This window comes from Bradyrhizobium nivariense (genome assembly GCF_029846695.2).
Lineage (GTDB): Bacteria > Pseudomonadota > Alphaproteobacteria > Rhizobiales > Xanthobacteraceae > Bradyrhizobium.
Genome location: NZ_JARWCR020000043.1, coordinates 42,577 through 66,351, shown reverse-complemented (window position 1 = coordinate 66,351; position 23,775 = coordinate 42,577). Strand labels below are relative to the sequence as shown.

The 23,775-nt window shown below is 65.3% G+C and carries 20 protein-coding genes and 1 pseudogene; 14 read left to right on the top strand and 7 right to left on the bottom strand.

Features of this window, described 5'->3' with window-relative positions; translation table 11 throughout:
- Positions 1–104: 104 nt before the first annotated feature.
- The gene (locus tag QCM77_RS29065; protein ID WP_279659367.1) at positions 105–323 is read right to left on the bottom strand and encodes a hypothetical protein; all 219 of its coding nucleotides are present in this window, start codon (positions 321–323) and stop codon (positions 105–107) included.
- On the opposite strand from QCM77_RS29065, the gene QCM77_RS29060 reads away from it, so the two are divergent.
- Entirely contained in the window at positions 322–3,438 is a 3,117-nt protein-coding gene (locus QCM77_RS29060; protein WP_279659368.1) for a DEAD/DEAH box helicase, read from the top strand. The genes QCM77_RS29065 and QCM77_RS29060 overlap by 2 nt on opposite strands.
- 114 nt (positions 3,439–3,552) lie before the next feature.
- Here the strand turns inward: QCM77_RS29060 and QCM77_RS29055 are convergent, their stop codons facing one another.
- Complete coding sequence (locus QCM77_RS29055; protein WP_279659369.1) at positions 3,553–3,846, bottom strand: hypothetical protein; 294 nt, start codon at positions 3,844–3,846, stop codon at positions 3,553–3,555.
- 115 nt (positions 3,847–3,961) lie between these two features.
- Positions 3,962–4,148 (bottom strand): annotated as a pseudogene (locus QCM77_RS29050) (hypothetical protein); the annotation flags it as partial.
- A gap of 82 nt (positions 4,149–4,230) precedes the next feature.
- Here QCM77_RS29050 and QCM77_RS29045 point away from each other — a divergent pair.
- Entirely contained in the window at positions 4,231–4,425 is a 195-nt protein-coding gene (locus tag QCM77_RS29045; protein WP_247348427.1) for a hypothetical protein, read from the top strand.
- Between the two features lie 134 nt (positions 4,426–4,559).
- On the top strand, positions 4,560–4,748 hold the full coding sequence (locus tag QCM77_RS29040; RefSeq protein WP_279659591.1) for a hypothetical protein: 189 nt from the start codon (positions 4,560–4,562) through the stop codon (positions 4,746–4,748).
- A gap of 195 nt (positions 4,749–4,943) precedes the next feature.
- Here the strand turns inward: QCM77_RS29040 and QCM77_RS29035 are convergent, their stop codons facing one another.
- Both QCM77_RS29035 and QCM77_RS29030 read right to left on the bottom strand, forming a co-directional pair.
- Positions 4,944–6,731, bottom strand: coding sequence for a peptide ABC transporter substrate-binding protein (locus tag QCM77_RS29035; RefSeq protein WP_279685896.1), 1,788 nt, complete (start codon positions 6,729–6,731; stop codon positions 4,944–4,946).
- A 340-nt stretch (positions 6,732–7,071) separates the two neighbouring features.
- Positions 7,072–7,650, bottom strand: a complete 579-nt coding sequence (locus QCM77_RS29030; protein WP_279685895.1) for a TetR family transcriptional regulator — start codon at positions 7,648–7,650, stop codon at positions 7,072–7,074.
- Between the two features lie 146 nt (positions 7,651–7,796).
- Between QCM77_RS29030 and QCM77_RS29025 the strand changes: the two genes are divergently transcribed.
- The 11 genes from QCM77_RS29025 to QCM77_RS28975 all read left to right on the top strand — a co-directional run bounded on the left by QCM77_RS29025 (position 7,797) and on the right by QCM77_RS28975 (position 21,059).
- Complete coding sequence (locus QCM77_RS29025; protein WP_279685894.1) at positions 7,797–9,242, top strand: MATE family efflux transporter; 1,446 nt, start codon at positions 7,797–7,799, stop codon at positions 9,240–9,242.
- Positions 9,243–9,485: 243 nt separating this feature from the next.
- Positions 9,486–10,280 (top strand): MetQ/NlpA family ABC transporter substrate-binding protein, encoded by a 795-nt coding sequence (locus QCM77_RS29020; RefSeq protein ID WP_279685892.1) that lies wholly within the window; start codon positions 9,486–9,488, stop codon positions 10,278–10,280.
- A gap of 130 nt (positions 10,281–10,410) precedes the next feature.
- Positions 10,411–11,445 (top strand): putative FMN-dependent luciferase-like monooxygenase, encoded by a 1,035-nt coding sequence (locus tag QCM77_RS29015; protein ID WP_279685891.1) that lies wholly within the window; start codon positions 10,411–10,413, stop codon positions 11,443–11,445.
- 47 nt (positions 11,446–11,492) lie between these two features.
- Entirely contained in the window at positions 11,493–12,116 is a 624-nt protein-coding gene (locus QCM77_RS29010) for a CMD domain protein (RefSeq protein WP_279685902.1), read from the top strand.
- A 12-nt stretch (positions 12,117–12,128) separates the two neighbouring features.
- Positions 12,129–12,713: an alkylhydroperoxidase domain protein gene (locus QCM77_RS29005; protein WP_279659375.1), complete on the top strand. Its 585-nt coding sequence runs from the start codon at positions 12,129–12,131 to the stop codon at positions 12,711–12,713.
- Between the two features lie 59 nt (positions 12,714–12,772).
- Positions 12,773–13,930 (top strand): ABC transporter substrate-binding protein, encoded by a 1,158-nt coding sequence (locus QCM77_RS29000; RefSeq protein WP_279685889.1) that lies wholly within the window; start codon positions 12,773–12,775, stop codon positions 13,928–13,930.
- Between the two features lie 136 nt (positions 13,931–14,066).
- Complete coding sequence (locus tag QCM77_RS28995) at positions 14,067–15,890, top strand: ABC transporter permease (protein ID WP_279659377.1); 1,824 nt, start codon at positions 14,067–14,069, stop codon at positions 15,888–15,890.
- Complete coding sequence (locus QCM77_RS28990) at positions 15,890–16,723, top strand: ABC transporter ATP-binding protein (RefSeq protein ID WP_279659378.1); 834 nt, start codon at positions 15,890–15,892, stop codon at positions 16,721–16,723. The genes QCM77_RS28995 and QCM77_RS28990 overlap by 1 nt, the downstream gene beginning before the upstream one ends.
- Positions 16,720–17,460, top strand: a complete 741-nt coding sequence (locus QCM77_RS28985; protein ID WP_279685888.1) for an ABC transporter ATP-binding protein — start codon at positions 16,720–16,722, stop codon at positions 17,458–17,460. Before QCM77_RS28990 ends, QCM77_RS28985 begins: the two co-directional genes overlap by 4 nt.
- A 274-nt stretch (positions 17,461–17,734) precedes the next feature.
- Positions 17,735–18,766, top strand: coding sequence for a HoxN/HupN/NixA family nickel/cobalt transporter (locus tag QCM77_RS28980; RefSeq protein ID WP_279685901.1), 1,032 nt, complete (start codon positions 17,735–17,737; stop codon positions 18,764–18,766).
- The gene (locus tag QCM77_RS28975) at positions 18,747–21,059 is read left to right on the top strand and encodes a TonB-dependent receptor (protein WP_279685886.1); all 2,313 of its coding nucleotides are present in this window, start codon (positions 18,747–18,749) and stop codon (positions 21,057–21,059) included. Before QCM77_RS28980 ends, QCM77_RS28975 begins: the two co-directional genes overlap by 20 nt.
- 7 nt (positions 21,060–21,066) lie before the next feature.
- Here the strand turns inward: QCM77_RS28975 and QCM77_RS28970 are convergent, their stop codons facing one another.
- Together QCM77_RS28970 and QCM77_RS28965 are read right to left on the bottom strand one after the other, a co-directional pair.
- Positions 21,067–22,578: a helicase HerA domain-containing protein gene (locus QCM77_RS28970; RefSeq protein ID WP_279659381.1), complete on the bottom strand. Its 1,512-nt coding sequence runs from the start codon at positions 22,576–22,578 to the stop codon at positions 21,067–21,069.
- A 103-nt stretch (positions 22,579–22,681) separates the two neighbouring features.
- Positions 22,682–23,500: a YkgJ family cysteine cluster protein gene (locus QCM77_RS28965; RefSeq protein WP_279685885.1), complete on the bottom strand. Its 819-nt coding sequence runs from the start codon at positions 23,498–23,500 to the stop codon at positions 22,682–22,684.
- Positions 23,501–23,775 lie beyond the last annotated feature (275 nt).

Here is a 23,775-nt window from a genome sequence, read left to right as displayed (position 1 = left end):
CTGCTTTTCAACGCAATTGCAAAATTGTAATGACGTCATTGGGCGCTCAGGCCCGAGGTGCGTTATCGACGGAGCTCGACGGGAGGGCTCGTCGTCGCTCGTCTCTATTTGCGAAACAAAGTTGGATACAAATTGGCGGCCACCAGGAAAGCCCGGGCCACGACCGGCGTGATCAAGACGAAAAGCAAGAGCTCAAAAAGCCAGGGCTCAAAAAGCCAGGGCTTGAAAAGTAGCGGCTCAAAGAGCGGGAGCTCAAAAAGCAAGAGCTCGAAAAGCAAGAGCGCATCGCGTTCCGCGGTCTCGTCCTCGTCGCCGCTCGGCATGCTGGCGCTGCATCTGCTGGAGCAGTGGGGCACGTCCGGCCGCGACGGCCTCGTCTTCCTCTGCGACGACGAGAGCAGGGCGGAGCGGCTGGGCGGCGTGATCCACGCCCTCGATCCCTCGGTCGAGGTGCTGGTGTTTCCGCGCCTGAACACGCTGCCCTTCGACGGCCTCGAGCCGTCCCGCGAGATCGCGGGCCGGCGCAGCGCGGTGCTGCGGCGCCTCGCCAAGGCAAAGAAGCCGGTCTTCCTGGTGTCGACCGCAGAAGCCGTCATGGAACGGCTGCCCCTGCCGGCGAGCTGGTCGCGGTCGAGCCTCACGCTGAAGGTGGGCGCGCCCTATTCCGGGCCCGAGCTGGAGACGCGGCTGGAAGCTCTCGGCTACGATCTCGACGAAGAGGCGGAGTATCCGGGCGGCGTCCTGTTCCACGGCAAGACGTTCGAAGTGTTTCCCGCCGGCGCGCTTGCTCCATTCCGGATCGAGCATTCCGGCGCAACGATCCGCAAGATCGTCGCCGTGGATCCGATCGAGCACGAGGTCGTCTACGAGACCGCGGAATTGATCATCGACCCCATGTCCGAGCGGATCGCGCTGGGAGCTACGCGCGGACAGCGGGCGACACTGCCGGACTATTGCGGCCGTGCGCGATGGATCGTGGATGCCGGGGTGTCGGCCCACGCCGATAGCTGGCTGGGCACGATCGAGGAAGCGGCGGGCCGCAGGGATGCGGAGCGCGAATATCTGGGGCGGGCGGACTGGACGCGGCTAAAGAAGCGCATCAGCGTGCTGCCGCGCAAGGCTGCCTTCATCTCGACGCCGGAGTTCTCGAAGCTCGCCGCGCCGCGCAAGGCGCTTCGCGCATTCGTCGCCGACATGCAAGGCGCGGGATCGCGGCTGCTGTTCGTCGCGGCCGTCGAGGACGACCTTCGCGCGATGGAGCGCATGAGCGGCATCAAGGCGGAGCGCCTGGCCGATTGGAGCGAGGTGTCGAAGGGTCGAAGCCGCGAAGGCGCGCTGCTGGCCGATTTCGACGCGGGGTTCATTGGCGCCGGCCGCAAGCCTCTGGTCGTCGTGACCGCGTCCGACGTGCTCGGCAGCCGGGCCCATCATCCACAGCCCATGGCGCGCTCCTGGAATCCGGCTTTCGATCATCCTGATGTGCCCGAGAAAGGCGCCGCCATCGTCCATCTGCAACGCGGGCTCGCCGTGCTCGACGGCTTGCAGACCCTCGACATGGGACGCGGATCGCGGCGCGAGATGATCAGGCTCGCCTTTACGGGCGACAATGCCGTGCTCGTTCCGCCGGCCGATCTTGCGGTGATCTGGCCATATGCCGGCGAGCCCGGCAAGCTGACGCTCGACAAGGCGGACGGTAGCAGCTGGTGGGCGCGGCGTACTGCGGCGGAAGCGGAAATTCAGGTCGCTGCCAAGGCGCTCGCCAAGCATATCAGCCAGCGCCGCCGCCGCCGTGCACCCAAACTGGTGCCGCCGGGGGCGAACTATGAAAAGTTCGTCGCGCGTTTCCCCTATTTCACGACGGTCGACCAGGCCAAGGCGATTCAGGACGTCCTCGACGATCTCGCGTCGGGCCATCCCATGGACAGGGTGATCTGCGGCGACGTCGGATTTGGCAAGACCGAGGTGGCGCTGCGGGCGGCCGCCGCGGTGGCGCTGTCGGGCAAGCAGGTGGCGATCGCGGCGCCGACAACGGTGCTGGCCCGGCAGCATGTCGAAACCTTCCGCAAGCGGTTCGGCCCTCTCGGGATCGAGGTGGGAAGCCTGTCGCGGGCCAATTCAGGCCCGGAGACGCGAGAGACGAAGGAAGGGCTGCGGCGCGGCAGGCTGAAAGTCGTGGTCGGCACGCAGGCTCTTGCGGCAAAGGACGTGAAGTTCGCCGATCTTGGCCTCGTCATCATCGACGAAGAGCAGCACTTCGGGGCGGCGGAGAAGGCGAAGCTTTCAGGCCTCGCCAAGGGGGCCCACTCGCTCTGGATGAGCGCCACGCCGATACCGCGCACGCTCGCCGCGGGTCTTGCCGGCTTCAGGGATCTCAGCGTGATCGCCTCGCCGCCGGTTCATCGCCTTCCCATCGTGACCAGGATCGCGCCGCTTTCGGAGGCTGCCATTGCCGCGGCGCTGCTGCGCGAGCGCAGACGGAACGGACAGAGCTTCCTGATCTGTCCGCGCATCCAGGATCTGGAGCCGATGCTGGCGCGTGTGCAATCGGTGGCGCCGGAGCTGCGCATCGTCTGCCTTCACGGCAGATTGCCCGTCGAGGAGATCGACGACCGGATGATGAGTTTCGTCGACGGCGACGCGGATGTGCTGTTGGCGACCAATATTGTGGAAAGCGGTCTCGACATTCCGCGCGCGAACACCATCGCGGTGTGCTGGCCCGAAAAGTTCGGTCTTGCGCAGCTCCATCAGCTCAGGGGGCGGGTGGGACGCGGCGGCACGCGCGCGTTTGCCCATCTGCTGACGGAATCGACTTCGGAGCAGTCCGAGAAGCGTCTGGCGGTGCTGGAGGAGTTCAGCAAGCCGGGTGCCGGCTTTGCGATCAGCGAGCGCGATCTCGACCTCAGGGGCGCCGGCGATCTGTTCTCGGAACAGCAGTCCGGGCATGTCCAGGTGTTCGGACCCGTGCTCTACAGTCACCTTCTGAAGCTGGCCTCCGAGCGCACCAGCGACACCGGCACCGATCTGTGGGTCCCCGATCTCAATCTTCCGCTGGCCGACATGTTGCCTGAAGGTTACGTGCAATCGGAAGCGGTCCGGCTCGAGATCTATGGGCGCGCGGCCAGGTGCCGGAGCGACGACGATCTGGAAGATCTGGAGGAGGAGATCTCGCGTCGTTTCGGCCGGCTGCCGCCGGAGGCCCGCGACTTCTTCGCTGCCGCCAGGCTCCGGATCGATTGCAAGCGGCGCGGCATCGTCAGGCTCGATGTCGGGCCCGAGGCCGTCGCCGCGACGTTCCTGCCGGGGCGGCTGCGGAAATCCAGGGGGAAGTCCGAGGCGCGATCGCTCCAGCGCGACGGCGACCGCGTTGTCTATTCCGGCCGCCGCGACGAGGATCCGTTCAGCCGGGTCGACGAGTTCCTCGACCTGCTGGACGCCTAAAGCATGATCCGGAAAAGTGCAAAGCGGTTTTCCGAAAAGATCATGCTCAAACAACAACCTAAAGCGCGATGATGATTCACCCTCATCTCATCGCGCTTTAGTGCGCGCGTTCGTTCAGCGTTGGTCCGGACGCTTGGCAGGCGGCCCGCTCTTGTTGCCCGGTGCGCCCTGGATATTCGCCGGGTCCTGCGATTGCACCGCGGTGTTGCCGGTGGAGCTCGTTGAACTCGATCCAACGGTTTCACCGGGCTTGACGGCCGGCCCGCTCTTGTTGCCGGGCTGTCCGGGAATGCCGGCACCCGAATTCTGCGCGCTCGGCGCAGACGAAACGTCAGGCTTGCTGGCCTGCGCCAAAGCTGCTGCAGGCAGCGCAAGGGCGGCGAGGATAACGACACCTGTGAACTTCATCTCGGTGTTCTCCGACTGATGCCCCATCTGCTCGAACGCCGGCGACCTGCGTGCGTTCCTTGTTGTCGTCAACGCGAAGCGTCGGCGCGCTCCATCATGGCGAACTATCCGGGCAGCGGCAGAGAATGGGAAATGCCTTGCGCGTGGCAATCAGCTTTCGCGTGAAATCGCGAAGGCTGCGGCCGTTCGCGCTGATGGCCCATCCAGTCGAGCCATGCGGTCTCGTTGTCTTGGGCGTACGCGTTGTTGTTGCCGCCCTGGGTGTGTCCGAATTCGTCGCCGGCAAGCAGCATGGGCGTGCCGACGTCTCCTTTCACAATGATGGAACTGGAACGCGGCGCAGCCGCGGCTGTTCCATTCCCGTGCGCAGATCAGGAGAACCGAATGAGCGATGCAGCAGATCATCTTGCGAACCTGCTCGGACGAGCGGCGATGGACGTGTGGGGCGACATGCCTCGCGACATCCAGGAAGCACTGTTCGAGACCGCCATGAAGGGACGGGCTGCGGAGCGGGAAGAGCTCGCGCGGCTGCTGCACGAGCGGCATCCCCGCACGCTTCATCCGGCGCGGCCGGGCTGACGCGGCGGCGGGAACGATCGCGCGAGAAGCCGATTGGTAAATTGGGCGATGCGCGGCGAGCGGATTCCGACGAAGCCCGCGAGCAGTAGCGCTCCACCTTGAGTCAAACCTGTGAGTCGATCGGCGTGACTGAGATGATCATCGGAAAATGGTACGACCCGATCTCGCAGCGATGGATCGTGCCCCGCGAGGAACGTCCCGTGGCGGCCTATTCGCAGTCCAGCGCGGAGAAGGGGCTCGACACCCGCAAGCTCGACACCCGCAAGACGGGCGAGGTGCAGCGGATCTGGGACCTGTTGGTCGATTGCTGCGCAAGTAGTTGATGATGCCACGCCGATGGCCATCTCCGGTGTGCTCTATCGCTCGCCTTGATTGACAAGCCGAGAAGCCCCTCGATGTGGAAGCCCAGCTAATCCTGTTCACATGTGAACACAACTGCCGCAACAGAAGCGCCGACACTGCGTCAAACCTCGACCGTCAATTTGCCGGCAGGGATTGAGCGTTCAGCCTCTCCGGCGTCAGCTCCGATACCAGCTCGCCAGATTCCAGGTCGTGACGTCCCACCCCGAGATGTCGGCCATGAGGTTGTTGACGCCGGCGCCGACGATGTTGCGCGAGAGCAGCGGCAGGAACACGTTGGCCTCGCAGAAAGTCTCGTCGACCTTGATCAGCAGCGCGGCGCGCTTGACCGGATCGAGCTCGTTCTGGGCGGCCTTGTAGGCCTTGTCGGCCTCGGGATCCGACCAGCGCGAGATATTTCGACCTAGCCATTTGTTCTCCTTGTTGGCGATCTCCCAGGAGACGCACTGGTTCAAGAACCGCTCGGGATCGGGCTGCGGTTGCGTCGTGTTGTACATCTCCATATCGCAATAGAATTTCGAATAGGTGTCGGGGTTGCCGACGTCCGACGAGAAGAACACCGATGCGGTGACCGACTTGAGCTCGATCTCGATGCCGGCTTTCTGGCAGGCCTGCTTGATGATGGCCTGCGTCTTCTGGCGCGGGGCGTTGATCGACGTCTGGAAGACGTATTTGAGCTTCTTGCCGTCCTTCTCGCGGATGCCGTCCGCGCCCTTCTTCCAGCCGGCCTCGTCGAGGATCTTGTTCGCCTTGTCGACGTCGAACGCGTATGTCAGCTTGCCCGACTTGAACTGCGAGGGCGCGTTGACGAAGCTCGCCGTGGCGACACCGCCGCGGCCGTAGATGAATTTCTGGATCGCCTCGCGATCGATCAGGAGGTTGATCGCCCGGCGAACGGCGGGATCGGACAGCGTCGGATGCTTGGTCTTGACGCTGGAGCGCTCGCCGTCGACCTCGGTCCACGGGTCAGTCGTGTTGAGGATGATGAACTCGACGTTGCCGGAGGGCGTGACATCGACCTTGCCTTTCCCGCTCGCCTCCATGCGCTTGAGGACCTCCTCCTCCACCAGCAGGTTCCAGGCATAGTCGTATTCGCCGGTCTGCAGCACGGCCCGCGCAGCGGAGACCGCGTCACCGCCGCCCTTGACCTCGAGCGTGTCGAAATGCGGCTGGTTCTTGACGTGATAGTCGGGATTGCGCTCGGCCCTGATCAAATCGCCCGGCTTGAACTCGACGAATTTGTACGGGCCGGTACCGACCGGCTTCAGATTGCCGGGAGCTTCGCGCGACTTTGCGCCGGCGTAGTCGCCGAAATGATGTTTTGGCAGGATCTGGCCGACCGAGCCGACGAAGGGATCGGCCCAGAACGGCGTCGGGCTCTTGAAGTTCACCTTGACGGTGTGGTCATCGACCTTCTCGACCTTGATGTCCTTGTAGGATCCCGTGCTGTACGCGGCGGTGGCCAGGTCCGCAGCGTATATCCAGGTAAAGACGACGTCGTCGGCGGTAAAGGGCTTGCCATCGTGCCATGTCACGCCCTGCTTCAACTTCCAGGTCACGCTCATGCCGTCTGCCGAAAGGCCGCCGTTCGCCTTGGTCGGGACCTCGGCGGCGAGGCAGGGGATGAGGTTGCCGTCCTTGTCCCAGCCGGCGAGCGGCTCGAAGAAGATGCGCGAGGCGATCTGATCCTTGGTGCCGATCGCGAAATGCGGATTGAGCAGCGTCGGAGCCTGCCAGAGCAGGATCTTGAGCGAGCCGCCGCCGCCGGCCTTGGTCGGCTTGTATTGCAGCGTGGCGTCCGCCATCGCCACGTCGTTCCAGACCAGGATCTGGCTCGCGACCGGCGCGGCGATCCCGATCGCGGCCATCGTCTTCATGAACGAGCGTCGCGACAGCGTGCCTTGCTTCACCTCCGCGATGGACTTGCGGATTTCGTTTTCGTTCATCGGAGGATCCCCACTTCAAGGACGAGTCGTCACCGGCCAAGACCCATCATGTTTCATCAAGGGCGAGGCGGCAATGCCAACAAGGTCGGATAACCCTGCGGCGAAATGACGAAGGTGCGGACGGCAGCCGTGGTTGCCGAGGCGCGGTAGCTGGATCGCCGCCCGAGAGATCCAGGCGGCGATCCAGTGCGAACCAGGTGAACTTGGGGAAGTTCTAAGGCCGCGCCGGAAGCTAACCCGGTCGCAGCGGACACATCAAGTTTCGCGATGTTGCCCCAGTCGGAGATTGATTGCAGCCGCCAGGAAATTGCCACACATGACTATCCGAGACTCCAATGCGTCACTGTCCATTCGCGAGCGTCAGCGCAGCCTCCACCGCGTTCTCCAGAATCTCCTCCGACAATAGCCGGTCGTTGACGGCGCGCGACAATTGCAGCGCGCCGACCATGGTCGCGTAGACCGAAATCGCGCGTCGCCGACGCTCCGCAGCGGGGCCATCCGGCATCTGCGCTGCCATCAGCGCGACGATATCGGACGTCTTTCCGGTGAAGGCATCGCGCGTCGCCTTCGGATGCCGCGCGATCTCGGAAACCAGTGCTGCGGTCGGGCAGCCGGTCGCCGCGTGGTCGCGATGGCGCGGGGAGAGATAGTCGCGGATCGTGGTCTCGAGCGCGACGCCGTTTGCGAGATTGTCCTTGTGCCTCTGCTCGCGCCGCTCCAGCGCCTCACACAGCACCGCGCGCACCAGATCCTCCTTGGAGGCGAAATGCGTGTAGAAGGCGCCGTTGGTCAGGCCGGCCTGCGCCATGATGCCGGCGAGGCCGACCGCGGCGATGCCGCTCTCACGGAACTGCGACGAGGCGACGTCGATGATGTGCCGCCGCGTCGTGTCCCTGTGTCCCTTGTCGTAGCGCGCCAATCCCGCCTCCTCGCGACCCGGCTTTCGCCCTGGCCACAAAATCGTGAGGCAGGGTCTATTGCATTACGACCATAATAATACATTATGATCATAATACAATGGGCGGCCGATCGGCGGTGGCCCTTCGGGACCCCAGGATTGAACCCATGTCAGTCGAGGATGCCGCCGCGCCGGCCTTGTCCGCCACGCAGATCACGGCTCACACCGCCGCTCCCCTTCGCCAGGCGGCGGCATCAACACCAAGCGCGGCCGAGCAGAGGCGCGCGGCGCTGCTGACGGCGCCGATCCTGCCGACGCTGCTCAGGCTCGCGCTGCCGACCGTGACCGTCCTGGTGGCACAGACCGCGGTCAACATCGCGGAGGCGTATTATGTCGGCTTCCTCGGCACCGATGCGCTCGCCGGCGCGGCGCTGGTGTTCCCGATCTTCATGCTGATGACCATGATGTCGAATGGGGGGTTCGGCAGCGGCGTTGCCTCCTCGGTTGCGCGCGCGGTCGGTGCCGGCCGCCGCGACGATGCCGAGGCGGCGTTGTTTCACGCCGTGGCGCTCGCGATCGTTGCCGGCGGCGTGTTTACGCTTGGCGTCATCGTCGGCGGGCCGCATCTGTATCGCGCCCTCGGCGGCGCGGGCGGTGCACTCGCAGCTGCGACCACCTATTCCAACTACCTTTTCGCCGGCGCGATCCCGGTGTGGATCGTCAATCTCCAGGCCGCGGCGCTACGCGGCGCGGGCAATGTCAAGGTGCCCGCACTGGTGACGCTGGTCGGCGCGATCGTGACCATTCCCGTCTCGCCGGCGCTGATCTTCGGCCTGGGACCGATCCCGCGGCTGGGCATCGGTGGCGCGGGCATCGCCTTCGGCCTCTATTATGGTGCGGCGATGCTGTTCCTGCTGCGCTACATGTCGTCGGGCGTGTCCGGTCTGCGGCTGCACATGGTGCCCTTGCGTGCAAAAATCTTCGGCGACATGCTGAAGGTCGGCATCCCCACCGCCTTCAACGCGGTGCTGACCAATCTCACGGTCATCCTCGTCACCGGCGCGGTCGGCCTGTTCGGCACCTCCGCGCTTGCCGGCTACGGCATCGCCTCGCGGCTCGACTACATCATGATCCCGCTGCTATTCGGCATCAGCACGGCGACGCTGACCATGGTCGGCGTCAACATGGGCGCGGGGCAGACGGCGCGGGCACGGAAAATCGGCTGGATCAGCGGTATCGTCGGCATGATCATGACCGGCGCGATCGGCCTTTTGGTGGCGATCTTCCCGACGTCGTGGCTGAACCTGTTCAGCCACGATCCCGAGGTGGTGAACGAAGGCATGACTTACCTGCGCATCGTCGCTCCCGCTTATGCCGCGCTTGGCTTCGGCTTCGTCACGTCCTTTGCCGCTCAAGGCACCGGCCGCGCCATGGGACCACTGGCTTCGTCGGTCGTGCGCATCCTGATCGCAGCCGGCGGTGGCTGGATCGCGGTGGTGAGCTTTGGCGCGGGCATGGCGGGCCTCGCCACCATGGTCGCGGTGGCGATGGTCGCCTACGCCGCGATCTGCGTCCTGATCATGCTGTCGCCGGCAACGTGGCGCTCGGAGTAAATTGGCGCTCAGAGTAAACAGGCTCACTGGAGGCCGGCACGCCGACCGCCAGCGCCGACAGCAGCAGCAAGTGGCTCAGCGGGCCGCTTCGCCGTGATGCGCCTCACGCTTGCGCAGGTGGATTCGTCCCCCACATGAGGTCGAACGGAGAAACGTCGTCCGCGTCAGCCGGCCAATATGGATTTCCATTTCATTGATTTCGCCCGGCGGAGAAGCGAATACGGTTCCAATCATTGCCGCGTTATGGAGACCAAGATGTCGTTTCGTTCCAGCCTGATCCTCGCGACCACGCTCGCCGCCTGGTCGGCCGCCGCTTCAGGCGAGACCATCAAGATCGGCGTGACGCCGGGGCCGCACGCCCAGATCTTCGAGGCCGTGAAGCCGATCGCCGCCAAGCAGGGTCTCGATATCCAGCTCATCGAATTCTCCGACTACGTCGTGCCGAACGCCGCGCTCGATGCCGGCGAGATCCAGGCCAATTCGTTCCAGAACCAGCCTTACCTGGACAACCAGAAGGCCGACCGCGGCTACAAGATCGAGGCCGTCGGCCTGACCGTGAACTTTCCGATCGGCGTCTATTCGAAGAAATACAAGTCCTTCTCCAGCATCCCCGAGGGCGGCAAGGTTTCGATCCCGAACGATCCGACCAATGGCGGCCGCGTGCTGCTGCTGCTGCGCGACAAGGGCGTGATCAAGCTGAAGGAGGGCACCGGCTTCAAGCCGACGGTGCTCGACATCACCGAGAATCCCAAGAAGCTGAAGTTCATCGAGGTCGACGCGGCGCAGGCGCCGCGCGCGCTCGACGATGTCGACGCCGCCGCGATCAACACCAATTATGCAACCCAGGCGGGCCTCGATCCCGTCAAGGATCCGATCCTGCGCGAGGACCCGAAGGGTCCCTACGTCAACCTGATCGCCATCCGCACGGCCGACAAGGACAAGCCCTGGGTCAAGATCCTCGTCGACAGCTACCACACGGCGGAGGTCAAGGAGTTCGTCCTGACCAAGTTCAAGGGCGCGGTGCTGCCGAGCTGGTAGGCAGTCTGCCCAGACAGACTCCAGTGGCGGGACGAAATACAGGCGACGTGGCAGCCTTGCGCAATGCCCGCTTGTCTGGAGCTGCGGCAACCGACATCATCGGGGCCCATCCTCGCCCGACAGGGGTCGTATGAAACGCTTAGCAAACCTGAAACGCCTGGGATTTTTCACGCGGCTTCTCGACGAGGCCCCGCCGGCCGAGCGATACCGCTTCGCGGCCGAGCAGATCGTACGCGCCGAGAAGGCGGGCCTCGATTCCGCGTGGATCGCGCAGCACCATTTCCACGAGCGCGAGGGCGGCCTGCCGTCGCCCTTTACCTTCCTCGGCTACGTCGCCGCGCAGACCTCGCGCATCCGCCTCGGCACCGGCATCGTCACGCTGCCGCTCGAGAACGCGGTGAGGGTGGCGGAGGACGCCGCGGTGCTCGATCTCATCTGCAACGGCCGCTTCGAGCTTGGCGTCGGCACCGGCGGCAACCCCTCGGCCTTTGCCGCCTTCGGCCTCGACAGCACCCAGCGCAACGAGATCTTTGCCCGCAATCTTCAGGTCGTTCGCACCGCGCTGGTGGGCAAGCCGCTTGACGGCGGCGATACGCTCTATCCGCAGCGGCCGCAATTGGATGGCCGGATCTGGCAGGCGACGTTCTCGGTGGCGGGCGGCGCGCGTGCCGGCAAGGCGGGCGATGGCCTGTTGCTGTCCCGTACCCAGCCGAGGCCCAAGGAGGCGCCGAAGGCAACGCTGGCCGAGATTCAGAAACCGGTCATCGATGCCTATCTCGAAGCGCTGCCGCCGGGACGCGAGCCCCGCATCATGGCCTCGCGCACCGTCTTCGTCGCCGACGACCGGACTGAGGCGATGCGCCTTGCCGATATCGGGCTGCGGCGCGCGCTGCCGCAATTCCTCAAGGGCGGTCACGCCAAGCCGGGCGAGACGCTGGAGGAGATGATCGCGGCGTTCGACACCCATGTCGGCGCGGCCGACGACGTCATCGCCTCGCTGCGCACCGACGCCACGCTCGAGCGGGTGACCGATCTCGTTTTCCAGGCGCATTCGGTCGATGCGCCGCACCCTCATATCCTGCGTTCGATCGAGCTGGTCGCGCAGAAGGTCGCGCCGGCGCTGGGCTGGACGCGGACGGCGCCCGATGTGGCGCTGGCGGGTTAGTCGGAATGAGCGGAATCGCGCTGTACGAGGCTGCAAGAGGCTAAATGATGGGTACGAAGGATATCATCGACATGCTCGCCGAGATCGAACCGGGCTCGGCCCTCGACGCCATTCGCGCGCGTCGCCTGCAGGCACGCGACAACGCGCAGAAGAGCTATCTCTCGCTGTTCGAGCCGATCGACGCCGGCGATGTCTCGCTGGTGGAGCGCGCGGCGGTCGCATTCTTCGTGATCGGTCTTCACCGCGAGCCCACAATGGCCGGCTTCTATCGGGCGAAGCTCGCTTCGACCGCCGACGGAGCGCGCCTGGTCGAAGCAGTCGATGTCGAAATCGCGCGGGGCGAGACCTCAGGCCCCTACGGTGCATTTCCCGCCGGTCCCCTGTCGGTGGAGAACAAGGCCGGCCTGATCTATCGCGTCAGCGCGGAACGCAAGCCTGATCTCGGCGCCCGGCTCGTTGCGGCGCTTGAACATGCGCATCTGCTGGTGTTCCGCCCGCGCGATGCCGCGTCAGCCGACATGAAGGCGCTGCTGGCCGCCGGCTGGTCGAACACCGGCGTCGTCACGTTCTCTCAGCTCGTCGCGTTCCTGTCGTTCCAGGTGCGCACCGTCACCGGACTGCGCGTGCTCGGTGCCTCGCTCGGGCGCGCGAACGCCGCGGCCGGCGCGTAAGGAGGCTGCATCATGAGCGCTGCAAACAATGTCACTCCGCCCGTCGTCTTCACCCAGGATGAACTGGGCTGGGTGTCGTGGATCGATCCGCTGCCCGAAGCCGAGCTGACCGAGCGGCATTTCGCCGGCCTGGTCGATCGCTCCCGTTCCAAGTCGGAATATTTCCGCCTGCTGGTGCGCGATCCCGAAGTGCTGGAAGCCCGCACCAAGACCGACAAGGACATCTTCTACAACATCGCCGACGGCCTGCCGCGCGCCGAGCGCGAGCTCGCGGCGGCTGCGACCTCGCGCTACAACGGTTGCATTTACTGCGCCTCCGTGCATGCGCGTTTCGCCAGCACCTATTCCAAGCGCCGCGACGATTTGCAGCGCCTGCTCGACGAAGGCGTTGGCGCCGATCTCGGCGAGCGCTGGAATGCGGTCGTCAAGGCCTCGGTGGCACTCGCCGCGACGCCGATCGCGTTCGGTCAGGACAATATCGATGAGCTGCGCCGCGCCGGCCTCGACGATGCGGAGATCGTCGACGTCATCAACGGCGCGTCGTTCTTCAACTGGGCGAACCGGCTGATGCTGTCGCTCGGCGAGCCCTCGAAATAGGCAATCTCACCGGCATAGAAATTGCTGGTTGTTTCAACACTGAGTGGATGGAGCCGTGCATGAGCAACATCGATCGTCGTACCCTGGTCAAGGGCTCGCTTGCCGCCATGATGGCGGGAGCAGCCTTCTCGCGCGCCGCCTTCGCGCAATCGTCCGAACCGATCCTGCTCGGCGTCAGCGGTCCGCTGACCGGGCCGAACGCGCAATATGGCACGCAGTGGAAGCAGGGCTTTGATCTCGCGCTCGACGAGATCCAGGCAGCCGGCGGCATCAACGGCCGCAAGCTCGCCTATAGTTTCGAAGACAGCCAGAGCGACCCGCGCCAGTCGGTGGCGATCGCCCAGAAGTTCGTCTCCGATCCCAGGATCGTCATGGAGCTCGGCGACTTCTCGAGTCCCGCCTCGATGGCGGCCTCGCCGATCTATCAGCGCGGCGGGCTGGTGCAGTTCGGCTTCACCAACTCGCATCCCGACTTCACCAAAGGCGGCGACTTCATGTGGAGCACCTCGGTCAGCCAGGCCGACGAGCAGCCGCTGCTGGCGGCCTATGCCGTGAAGCGTCTCGGCCTGAAGAAGCTCGCGGTGCTGCACCTCAACACCGACTGGGGCCGCACCAGCCGCGACTATTTCGTCAAGGCCGCGAAGGAGCACGGCGCCGAAATCGCCGTCACCGAGGGCTACATCGCGGAGGAGCGCGACTTCCGCTCGACGCTGGTGCGCGTCCGCGACGCCAATCCGGACGGACTGATCCTGATCTCCTATTATTCCGACGGTGCGCTGATCGCGCGCCAGGCGCGCCAGGTCGGGCTGAAGCAGGTGATCTGCGCTGCGAGCTCGGTCTACTCGCCGAAGTTTCTGGAGCTCGGCGGCGAGGCGGTCGAGGACGTCCATGTCGGCACGCGCTACTTCCCGGAAGACCCGCGTCCCGAGGTGCAGAAATTCATCGCGGGCTTCAAGAAGAAATACAACGGGCTGGAGCCCGACGCGTTCAACGCTTACTCCTACGACGCGATGAACATGGCGGCCGCCGTCGTCAAGATCGGTGGCGCCGACCGCCGTGCCATCCGCGACGCCTTCACGAAAGTGAAGGACGTCTCGAGCGTGATCTTTGGCAAAGCGACGTTCGACGTCGAGAGCCGCCGCGTCAAGGGCGCCATGAACGCGGAGCTGGTCGTGCGCAAGGGCCAGTTCGCGCTCTGGGACGGCAAGCCGACCTGACATGATGGCCGGGACAAAGCATGATCCGGAAAAGTGCGATGCGGTTTTCCGAAAAAATCATGCGTAAAACAAACTAGAGCGCGATCTCATCGCGCTTTATCGCTCCGGCCTTTTCTCTCTTCATTAGGAAAACTGCGTGTCTTCCTGGCTCGACTACACGATCAACGGGCTGATCGTCGGTAATGTCTACGCCCTCGTTGCGGTCGGGCTCGCGTTGATCTTCGGCGTCAGCCGGCTGATCAACTTTGCCCAGGGCTCGATCTATCTCGTCGGCGCCTATATCGGCTGGGTCGCGGTGGTGCAGCTGCATACGCCGCTGCCGCTCACCATCATCGTGGTCGCGGTGGCGGCGGCGCTGGTCGGCTTGATCATCGAACGGTTCGGCCTGCGCCCGCTGCAGAACTCGGTGCGGATCGCGCCGCTGCTCGCGACGATCGGCATCAGCTTCGTGCTCGATCAGCTCGTGATGCTGACTTTCTCGGCTAATCCCCGCGCGCTGCCGAGCCAGTTGCCGGATGTTCGCTTCCAGGTCGGCGGCGGCACGATCGGCCCGCTCGATCTGCTCATCGCCGGTGTCGGTCTCACCAGCGCGCTGCTGCTGTTCGTGTTCCTGCGCTACAGCAAGCTCGGCTGGGCGGTGCGTGCCACCGCGCAGGACCGCGACGCCGCGATGCAGATGGGCGTCGACGTCAACCGCGTCAATCAGGCGGTGTTCGGTATTGCGGCTGCGCTCGGCGGCGTCTCCGGCCTGCTGGTCGGCATGTACTACAACCAGATCGACACCGCGATGAGCCTGCAGGCGACGCTCAAGGGCGTCGTCGCCGAAGTCGTCGGCGGCGCCGGCAATGTGCCGGGTGCGGTGATCGGCAGCCTGCTGCTCGGACTGGTCGAGAGCTACGGCGTCGCCGTATTCGGTACCAGCTACCGCAATCTGTTCGCGTTCCTGCTGCTGGTCGTGGTGCTCGTGCTGCGCCCGAACGGGCTGTTCGCCGGCGCACGGCAGGCGCCGCCCGAGCCGCTCACCGGCACTTTCATCGCGCCGAGCCGGCCCGTGCGCATCCCGCGCTGGGCGCTGCTGGCCGCTACCGGCATCTTCGCGGTCCTGCCGCTGTTCCCGGTGTCCCTCTACGTGCTCCAGACCCTGATCAACGCCTGGCTGCTCGGCATGCTCGCGCTCAGCCTCACCCTGGTTGCAGGCACGATCGGCCAGGTCTCGCTGGGGCACGCAGCGCTGCTCGCGATCGGTGCCTACACCTCCGCGCTGCTGTCGCTGACCTTCTCCGTCCCGGTTGGCCTGGCCATCATCGGTGGCGGCCTGATGAGCGCCGCGCTCGGCACCGCCCTGATCTCGCCGTCGTTCCGGCTGCGCGGGCACTATGTCTCGATCGCGACGCTTGCGATCGGCGAGATCGTCTCATTGGTTATTTTGAACTGGGAAAGTGTCACGCGCGGCCCGATCGGCATCTCCGGCATCCCGCCGCTGTCGCTGTTTGGCTATGAGCTGATCAGCCCGATTTCGATTTATGGCTTCAGCTTCATCGTGATGGTCGTGCTGGCGCTGCTGCAGGGACGCCTGCTCGGCTCGCATCTCGGCCGCAGTTTTCGCGCCATCCGCGACGACGACATCGCCGCGCGCGCCTATGGGCTCAGCCTCAACCGCTACAAATCGCTGGCCTTCATCTTCGGTGGCTTCGCCGCCGGCGTCAGCGGCGGCATCGCCGCGCATCTCTATTCCTACATCAACCACGAGACCTTCAACACGCAGCAATCCATTTTGGCGCTGACCGTGGTGATCCTCGGCGGGCTCGGCAATGTCGTCGGCGCCATCGTCGGTGCGGTGGCGCTGGTCGGGCTGCCCGAACTGTTCCGGATCGCGGCGGAGTATCGCATCCTGATCTACGGCATCGTGCTGCTGCTGCTCGTGCGGTTCAGGCCGCAGGGCCTGTTGGGGACGATGTGATGGGCGCGACCATGCTGTCCCTGCGCGGGCTGACGCGGCGCTTCGGCGGCCTCACCGCCGTCGACGCCATCGATCTTGATCTCGCCAGGGGCGAGCTGATCAGCATCATCGGCCCGAACGGCGCCGGCAAGACGACGCTGTTCAATCTCGTGACCGGGCTTGATCGGCCGGACGCCGGGACAGTTCGCTTCGAAGGTCTGGACATCACGGGCCTCTCGCCGGAACGACTTGCCGCCGAAGGCATCGCGCGCACGTTCCAGCTTGGCCGCGTGTTTGGCAATCTCAGCGTCATGGACAACGTGTTGATCGGCGCCCACACGCGATTGCGCGCGGTCAAGCCGGCCATGCCGGTGATCGGCCCGCTGCTGGAATTGGGCTTGGCGCTGCTGCGCCCCGCAAGTGTCAAGGCCGAGGAAGAGCGGCTGCGCGAGGAGGTGAAGGTCATTCTCGCCCGCTTCGGCGAGCGGCTGCTGCCGCGGATCGACCAGCCGGCCTACAGCCTCTCTTACGCCAACCGCCGCCGCGTCGAGATCGCGCGCGCTCTCGCGCTGAAGCCGCGCCTGCTGCTGCTCGACGAGCCCACCGCCGGCATGAACCCGACCGAAACCGCGGAGATGCAGGGGCTGGTCGCCGAGCTGAAAGCGGAGGGCCTGACCATCCTCCTGATCGAGCACAAGTTAGAGATGGTGATGCGTCTCTCCGACCGTGTCATCGTCATGGACGAAGGCAAGAAGATCGCGGAAGGACCGGGCGAAGCGGTGCGCAACGATCCCAAGGTGATCGAGGCCTATCTCGGCCACGGTCTGACGACGGAGCAGGAGAGCGCGGCATGACGAATTCCTCGCCCGAGGTGCTGCTCGCGCTGACCAACGTCAATACCTTCTACGGCCAGGCCCAGGTGCATTTCGACCTGTCGATCAGCGTTGGCCGCGGCCACATCGTCTGCCTGCTCGGCGGCAACGCCAGCGGCAAGTCGACGACGATGAAGATCATTTTGGGCTTGGTGAAGCCGCGTTCCGGTGACGTGATCTTCGATGGTGCCTCGCTGATCGGCCTCACGACACCGCAGATCGTCCGCCGCGGCATCGCCTCGGTGCCGGAGGCACGGCGGTTGTTTGCGGACATGAGCGTGCGCGAAAACATCCTGATGGGCGCCTTCGTGCGCAACGATCGCACCGAAGTGGCGCAGGATCTCGACAAGATGCTCACACTGTTCCCAAAGCTCGGCCAGCGGCTGTCGCAGCGCGCCGGCTCGCTCTCCGGCGGCGAGCAGCAGATGGTCGCGATGGCGCGCGCGCTGATGAGCCGTCCCAGGATGATCGTGATGGACGAGCCGACCATGGGCCTGTCGCCGCTCTATGTCGACCGCGTGCTGGAGCTGATCCGCACCATCAACCAGGAGGGCGTCTCGGTGTTCATGGTCGAGCAGAATGCCAGCCTCGCGCTCGAGATCGCGCACGAGGCCTATGTGCTCCAGACCGGCAAGATCGTGCTGTCCGGCTCCGCCCGTGCGCTGAAGGACGATCCCCGCATCCGCGACGCCTATCTCGGCGGCTCCGAGGCGGCCTAGCTTGATCTCGGCCTTATGGTTCGAGACGCCCGCTTTCGCGGGCTCCTCACCATGAGGGTCTGGCAATCTCGCGGCGAAGCAAGACCTCATCCTGAGGAGCCCGCGCAGCGGGCGTCTCGAAGGATGGCCACAAGCATTCCTGCAAAGCGGTTCCCCTGAATTGCACTGGTCAGTATGACTATCTTATGAAAAGATCATACCGTCGCGCGATCGGCGTGCAGCGGACGGAATCAACGTCGTGACGAAACTATCTCTGCGGGCGGTCGAGCCCGGAATGGTGCTGCTGTTCGGCGGGCTGATCGCGGCCAACATCGCGACGTGGGCCTGGGCCTTCGCGGCGTTCGGCGACCGGCCGACGGTGATGGCGACCGCGCTGCTCGCCTGGGTGTTCGGCCTGCGCCACGCCGTCGATGCCGACCACATCGCCGCCATCGACAATGTCGTGCGCAAGCAGATGCAGGCAGGCGGCGCGCCGCGCAGCGTCGGTCTCTATTTCGCGCTCGGCCATTCCACAATCGTCGTGGTCGCGACCATGCTGCTTGCGCTTGGGGTCGTGAGCCTCGGCGGCGACAGCCTGCTCAAGGAGATCGGCGGCTTCATCGGCACGTCGGTCTCGGCGCTGTTCCTGCTGGTGATCGCGGCCATCAATCTCGTCATCTTCGCCGGCCTGTGGCGGACGTTTCGCGCAGCACGGGAGCAGGGGATTCACGACGCGGAGGGCCTCGATGCCCTGCTTGCCAATCGCGGCATCCTGGCGCGGCTGCTTGGCCCGATGTTCCGCCTGGTGACAAAACCCTGGCACATGTATCCACTCGGCTTCCTGTTCGGGCTCGGCTTCGACACCGCAACCGAGATCGGCCTGCTCAGCATCTCCGCCAGCGAAGCCGCGCGCGGCGCGTCGCTCGCCGATGTCCTGGTCTTCCCCGCGCTGTTCGCATCGGGCATGGCGCTGGTCGATACCGCCGACTCGGCACTGATGGTGAGCGCCTATCGCTGGGCCTTTGTCGATCCGCTGCGAAAGCTCTGGTACAACCTCACGATGACAGGGGCTTCCGTGGCGGTGGCGCTGTTGATCGGCGGCATCGAGGCGCTCGGGCTGATAGCGGACCGGCTCAGCCTGTCCGGCGGCGTGTGGGCGCTGGTCGACGGCCTCAACGACTCGCTCGCCAATGTCGGCTTCGCCGTGATCGCGCTGTTCGCGATCGCGTGGCTCGTCTCGGTCGTGCTCTATCGGCGCATGTTTGCGTTCAACCGCGGCGCCGCGCCAAAAGTGATGCAATGCGCCGATGCCACCGAGGCGGTCTGAGCCCGGCCGACGCTGCGGCGCGCTGACGGCATTTTCGATCCTGGTGCTGCTCGCAGATGGCGGTGACGCCTTCGCGCAGAACGCAGCCACCTCGCGTGAGCTGCCGCCGGTCCAGGTCAGCGGCGGCGAGACGAAACCTCACAGGAGGCCGGCCGTAGCGCGACGCGCCAGCAAACCGGTCCAGTCCAATGGCCGTATCGTTGTTGATCCGACAGCGATGCAAGCGGCGGATGCGCGCAGCGTCGCCTCCGGCGCCAAGGGCCCGCCCAGCATGGCAAGCGAGATCACCGTCTCCGGCGAGGAGATCAACGCGCGTCCTTTCACACGGCCGGGCGAGGCGCTCGAAGCCGTGCCGGGGCTGATCGTGACCCAGCATTCAGGCGAAGGCAAAGCCAACCAGTATTTTCTGCGCGGCTATAATCTCGACCACGGCACCGATCTCGCCATCACCGTCGACGGCGTGCCCGTCAACATGCGCACCCATGCGCATGGCCAGGGCTATGCGGACCTGAACTGGCTGATCCCGGAAACCATTGCCGCGATGGACGTGCGCAAGGGGCCGTATTTCGCCGATGAGGGCGATTTCGCCTCGGTCGGCAGCGTTCACATCGGCCTGATCGACCGTACCAGGGGTCTCGCGCAGGTGACCGCCGGCAGCTTTGGTTATCGCCGACTGCTCGGCATGGACTCAGCGAAGGTCGGGGACGGCTCGCTGCTCGTCGCCGGCGAGCTCGGCGCCTACAACGGCCCGTGGGACAATCCGGACAATGTGCGCAAGCTCAACGGGCTCGTGCGCTACAGCCAGGGCACCGCGACGGACGGCGTGTCCGTCACCGGCATGGCCTATGCAAACAAATGGAATTCGACCGACCAGGTGCCGCAGCGCGCGATCGCGAGTGGCCTGCTCGACCGGTTCGGCTCGGAAGATCCAAGCGACGGCGGCAACACCAACCGCTTCGCCCTCTCGGCCCGCGTGGCGCAGAGTGACGATGTCGGGTCGTGGAAAGCCAACGCCTATATCGTGAAGAGCCAGCTCGACCTCTTCAACAACTTCACCTATTTCCTTGGCGATCCCGTGCTTGGCGACCAGTTCCACCAGCACGACGACCGCCTGATGGCCGGCGCCAACATCTCGCGCACGCTGAACGGCTCGTTCGCAGGGCTGCCGATGCAGACCACGATCGGCCTGCAATCGCGCTATGATTCGATCGATCTGGCGCTGACCAACAATTTTCGGCGCGGCTTCGTCTCCAACGTCCGCAGCGACAAGGTCGGCGAGGGTAGTGTCGGTGTCTTCGCCGAGAACACCGTGCGCTGGACCGACTGGCTGAGGACCACTGTGGGCTTGCGCGGCGACTACTATGCCGCCGATGTCACATCCCAGTTCAATCAAAACAACTCCGGGCGGGCCGATGCCGCGCTCGGCAGCCCGAAGTTCAGGATGGTGCTTGGTCCTTTCAACCAGACCGAATTCTTCCTCGGCGCCGGCTACGGCATGCACTCGAACGACGCCCGCGGCGCGACCACGACCGAAGACCCCGGTGATCCCGCCACGAGGCTCACGCCGTCGCCGCTGCTGGTGCGCACCAAAGGCGCAGAGGTCGGCGTTCGCAGCAGGATCGTTCCCGGCCTCGACACCTCGCTCAGCCTCTTCATCCTCGACCAGGATTCCGAGATCTTGTTTTCCGGCGATGCCGGCGACACCTCGGCGACCCGCGCCAGCCGTCGCTACGGCTTCGAGTGGACCAACCATTACCGCCCGAGATCGTGGATCGACATCGACGCCGATCTTGCGATGACGCATGCGCGCTTCCGCGGCTATGACAGCGATCAGGCAGAGGTTTACGCCTCGCTCGCCGGCTATCCCGAGGCGCAGATCGGCAACGCACCCGGCAATGACATCCCGAACGCGCCGGCGATGGTGGCATCAGCCGGCATCACGCTCGGCGAGAAGACCGGCTGGTTCGGGGCCGTGCGCTGGCGCTATCTGGCGTCGAGCCCGCTGACGGAAGACAATGCGTTCCGCTCGTCTGCGACCAGCATCTTCAACGGACGCCTCGGTTATCGCATCGACAATGGCTGGCGCCTCCAGCTCGACGTGCTCAATCTCTTCAACACGCAGGCGAACCAGATCACCTATGCCTATGGTTCGCTGCTCAAGACCGACACGCTGTACAATCTCTGCACGTCGGGCTCCGCGCCGACGGCGGTCTGCCAGAACGGCGTGATGGACACCGTGCTGCACCCGGTCGAGCCGCTTACGGTTCGTGTGACGGTGGCGGGGACGTTCTAGAACGGCGTCAAGCCGAAGCCGCGCTCGGAGCCTGCTCCGCGGGCAAATCATCAGCATTGGGATCGCCGGGCGCCGTGGCCCAGGCGAGCTCCACCAGCGTCACGAACCTACGTCCGGCGCCGTCGAGCTGGCAGACGATCAGGCCTTGCTCCTCCATGTAGCCGAGCAGGCGCTGCGCCCGGCGCAGCGAATGCGAGCCATAGGCGCGGGCGATCGCGGCGTCGCCGGGGCAGGGCCAGCCTTCTTTCGCGGCGCGCGCGATCATCATGAACACGCCCTGCATGTCGTCGGGCAGGATCGAGGCGCGCAGGGAGACTTCCTGCCAGGCGGCGTCCTCGGTCAAATCAGTGCCGAGGCCGGCGCGCGCATGCGTCAGCATGCGGCGAAATTCGTTGAGGTCGGGCACGGCCGAGCCAAGCCCCTCGATGCGGCAGCGGACGACGAACTCCTGGTAGAGCACGCCGATCGCGCGGAAACCGGCATCGGGCGCAGCGAGCACGGCACGAAGGGTCCGATCCACGCGCTCGCGCCGCTCTGCGAGCTCCTCGGCACTGACCGGTACCTCGATCAGCTCGGGGCCGATCTCCGGTGCCGCAGCCTTCGCGGCGCGGAGCTGCTCGAGCAGATCAGGCGCGGGCCGGCGCTGCGGCCGGCTTGCATCGGGCGGCGGCGCGGCCAGGATCACGGCGCGCATATTCTCGAGTGCGGCTTCAGGCATCGGCATCAGCCGCGGCGTGGAATTGCGCGGCTGGGTTTCGGTCGCGCCGATATTCAAACGCAGGGGGCGGCGCGACAGCGCCGGGCCGAGTGCCATGAATTGTCCGCGTTCGAGATCGCGAAAGGATTCAGCCTGCCGCCGCTCCATGCCGAGCAGGTCGGCGGCGCGCGCCATGTCGATGTCGAGGAAGGTGCGGCCCATCAGGAAGTTGGACGCTTCCGCCGCGACGTTCTTGGCGAGCTTTGCCAGCCGCTGGGTCGCGATAATCCCGGCAAGCCCGCGCTTGCGGCCGCGGCACATCAGATTGGTCATCGCGCCGAGCGAAAGTTTTCGCGCTTCGTCCGAGACTTCGCCCGCGACCGCAGGCGCAAACAGCTGCGCCTCGTCGACAACCACCAGCATCGGGTACCAATGGTCCCGGTCCACGTCGAAGAGCCCGCCGAGGAAGGCCGCGGCGCGGCGCATCTGGTTTTCTGCGTCGAGCCCTTCGAGATTGAGCACGGTGGAGACGCGGTGCAGCCGCGCGCGCTCGCCGGCGACCTGAAGGCCGCGCTCGGTGTGATCCTCGGCCTCGATCACGAGATGGCCGAAATGCTCCGCCAGCGTGACAAAATCGCCTTCGGGATCGATGATGGCCTGTTGCACCCAGGGCGCGCTCTGCTCCAGCAGCCGCCGCAGCAGATGTGATTTTCCGGAACCCGAATTGCCCTGCACCAGGAGGCGGGTTGCCAGCAGTTCCTCGAGGTCCATGGCCGCCGCGGCGCCCGCCGTGGTCTGCCCCATCTCGATCGCAACCGTCATGCCCGACTCAAGTCCCCATCATTCGCGGACAGGGGCTTATCAACCCGGCCGGGGCGCGTCGAGCGCCACGGCGCGAATCACGACCCGTTGCCCACGGCGCAGTTCAGGCGTGATGCGACAGCCGTAGAAGTGCGGGCCGATAGGGGGCCTGCGGATCGTCGTCCTCATTCGAGGGAATGGCGCAGGAGCCGAATTCCTGCCTGATCCGCTCGATCTCGGCGATGCGCTCGTGCAGCCGCTGCAGATGCTCCGGCGATTTCGCCCGCCAGAATCGGAACGTGTCGGCGGTGAGTGGCAGGAAAGCGGTGCCGAACAGCGTCGGCTCGGGAACGACGGTGCGCCCGAGCAGCAGGAACCGGTCGGCGCTGGAGACGACGAGGGTCGCGTAGCCGCGGTTTCCGATACGCCTGATGCCATTCAGCGACCATTCGGCGAGCTTGCTGAAATAGGGCTCCTCGCGCCAGCGATCGGGGCAATCGTCGTCGACCGTCACATTCACGGCGTCCTGACTGAAATGCACGATGATGCCCGAGTTCGCGGGAAACCACTCGTCGTCGAGATGGCCTTGCAGCCAGGCGCAGACGAAGGACCGGCACATCTGGGGACGGCGCTCGTAGATGGTGCAACCCGTGCCGGTCTGCCAATGCATGCATAGTTGGTTCACCGGCTTGTCGACTCCGGCCACCTCGAGGATGTCGCAGCAAGCGTTGCACGATCCGCATTGCCGGGCGGGCCGGGCCGCCTTCGTCGGGCCGGTCCCGCGAAAACCCTGGCCGTCGCGGACCAGCAGCTTCTGCTTCTCCAGCGCAGTCAACGCACGTTCGATTTTGAGACGGGATAGTCCGGTGGCGTCGATCACGCCCTTCATCGTCGTCGCGCCTGCCTCTACTGCGCGGACGACGCTCAACATCGCCTGGTCCATGATTCTTATTCTTGGTTTTCTATTTTTTACTGGCTATCGAGCGGCACCTTGGGATCCATCGGCCGCGACTCCACGGGATGACGTGAAGGCGTGACCTGACCGAAGAACTATCCGGCAATACATCTTGCGCGTGTGTATCTGCGAGGCAAGACAGCGAGCCTGACGCATACGCATGCAGCGTTTGCGCAAATGGAGGATCGCCGCGAAGCGTGCGACCTCGTTCGAGCGCGCAGCGGAGAAGAATCTGTGCGCTTTGGTTCAGTTCGAGCGGAAAT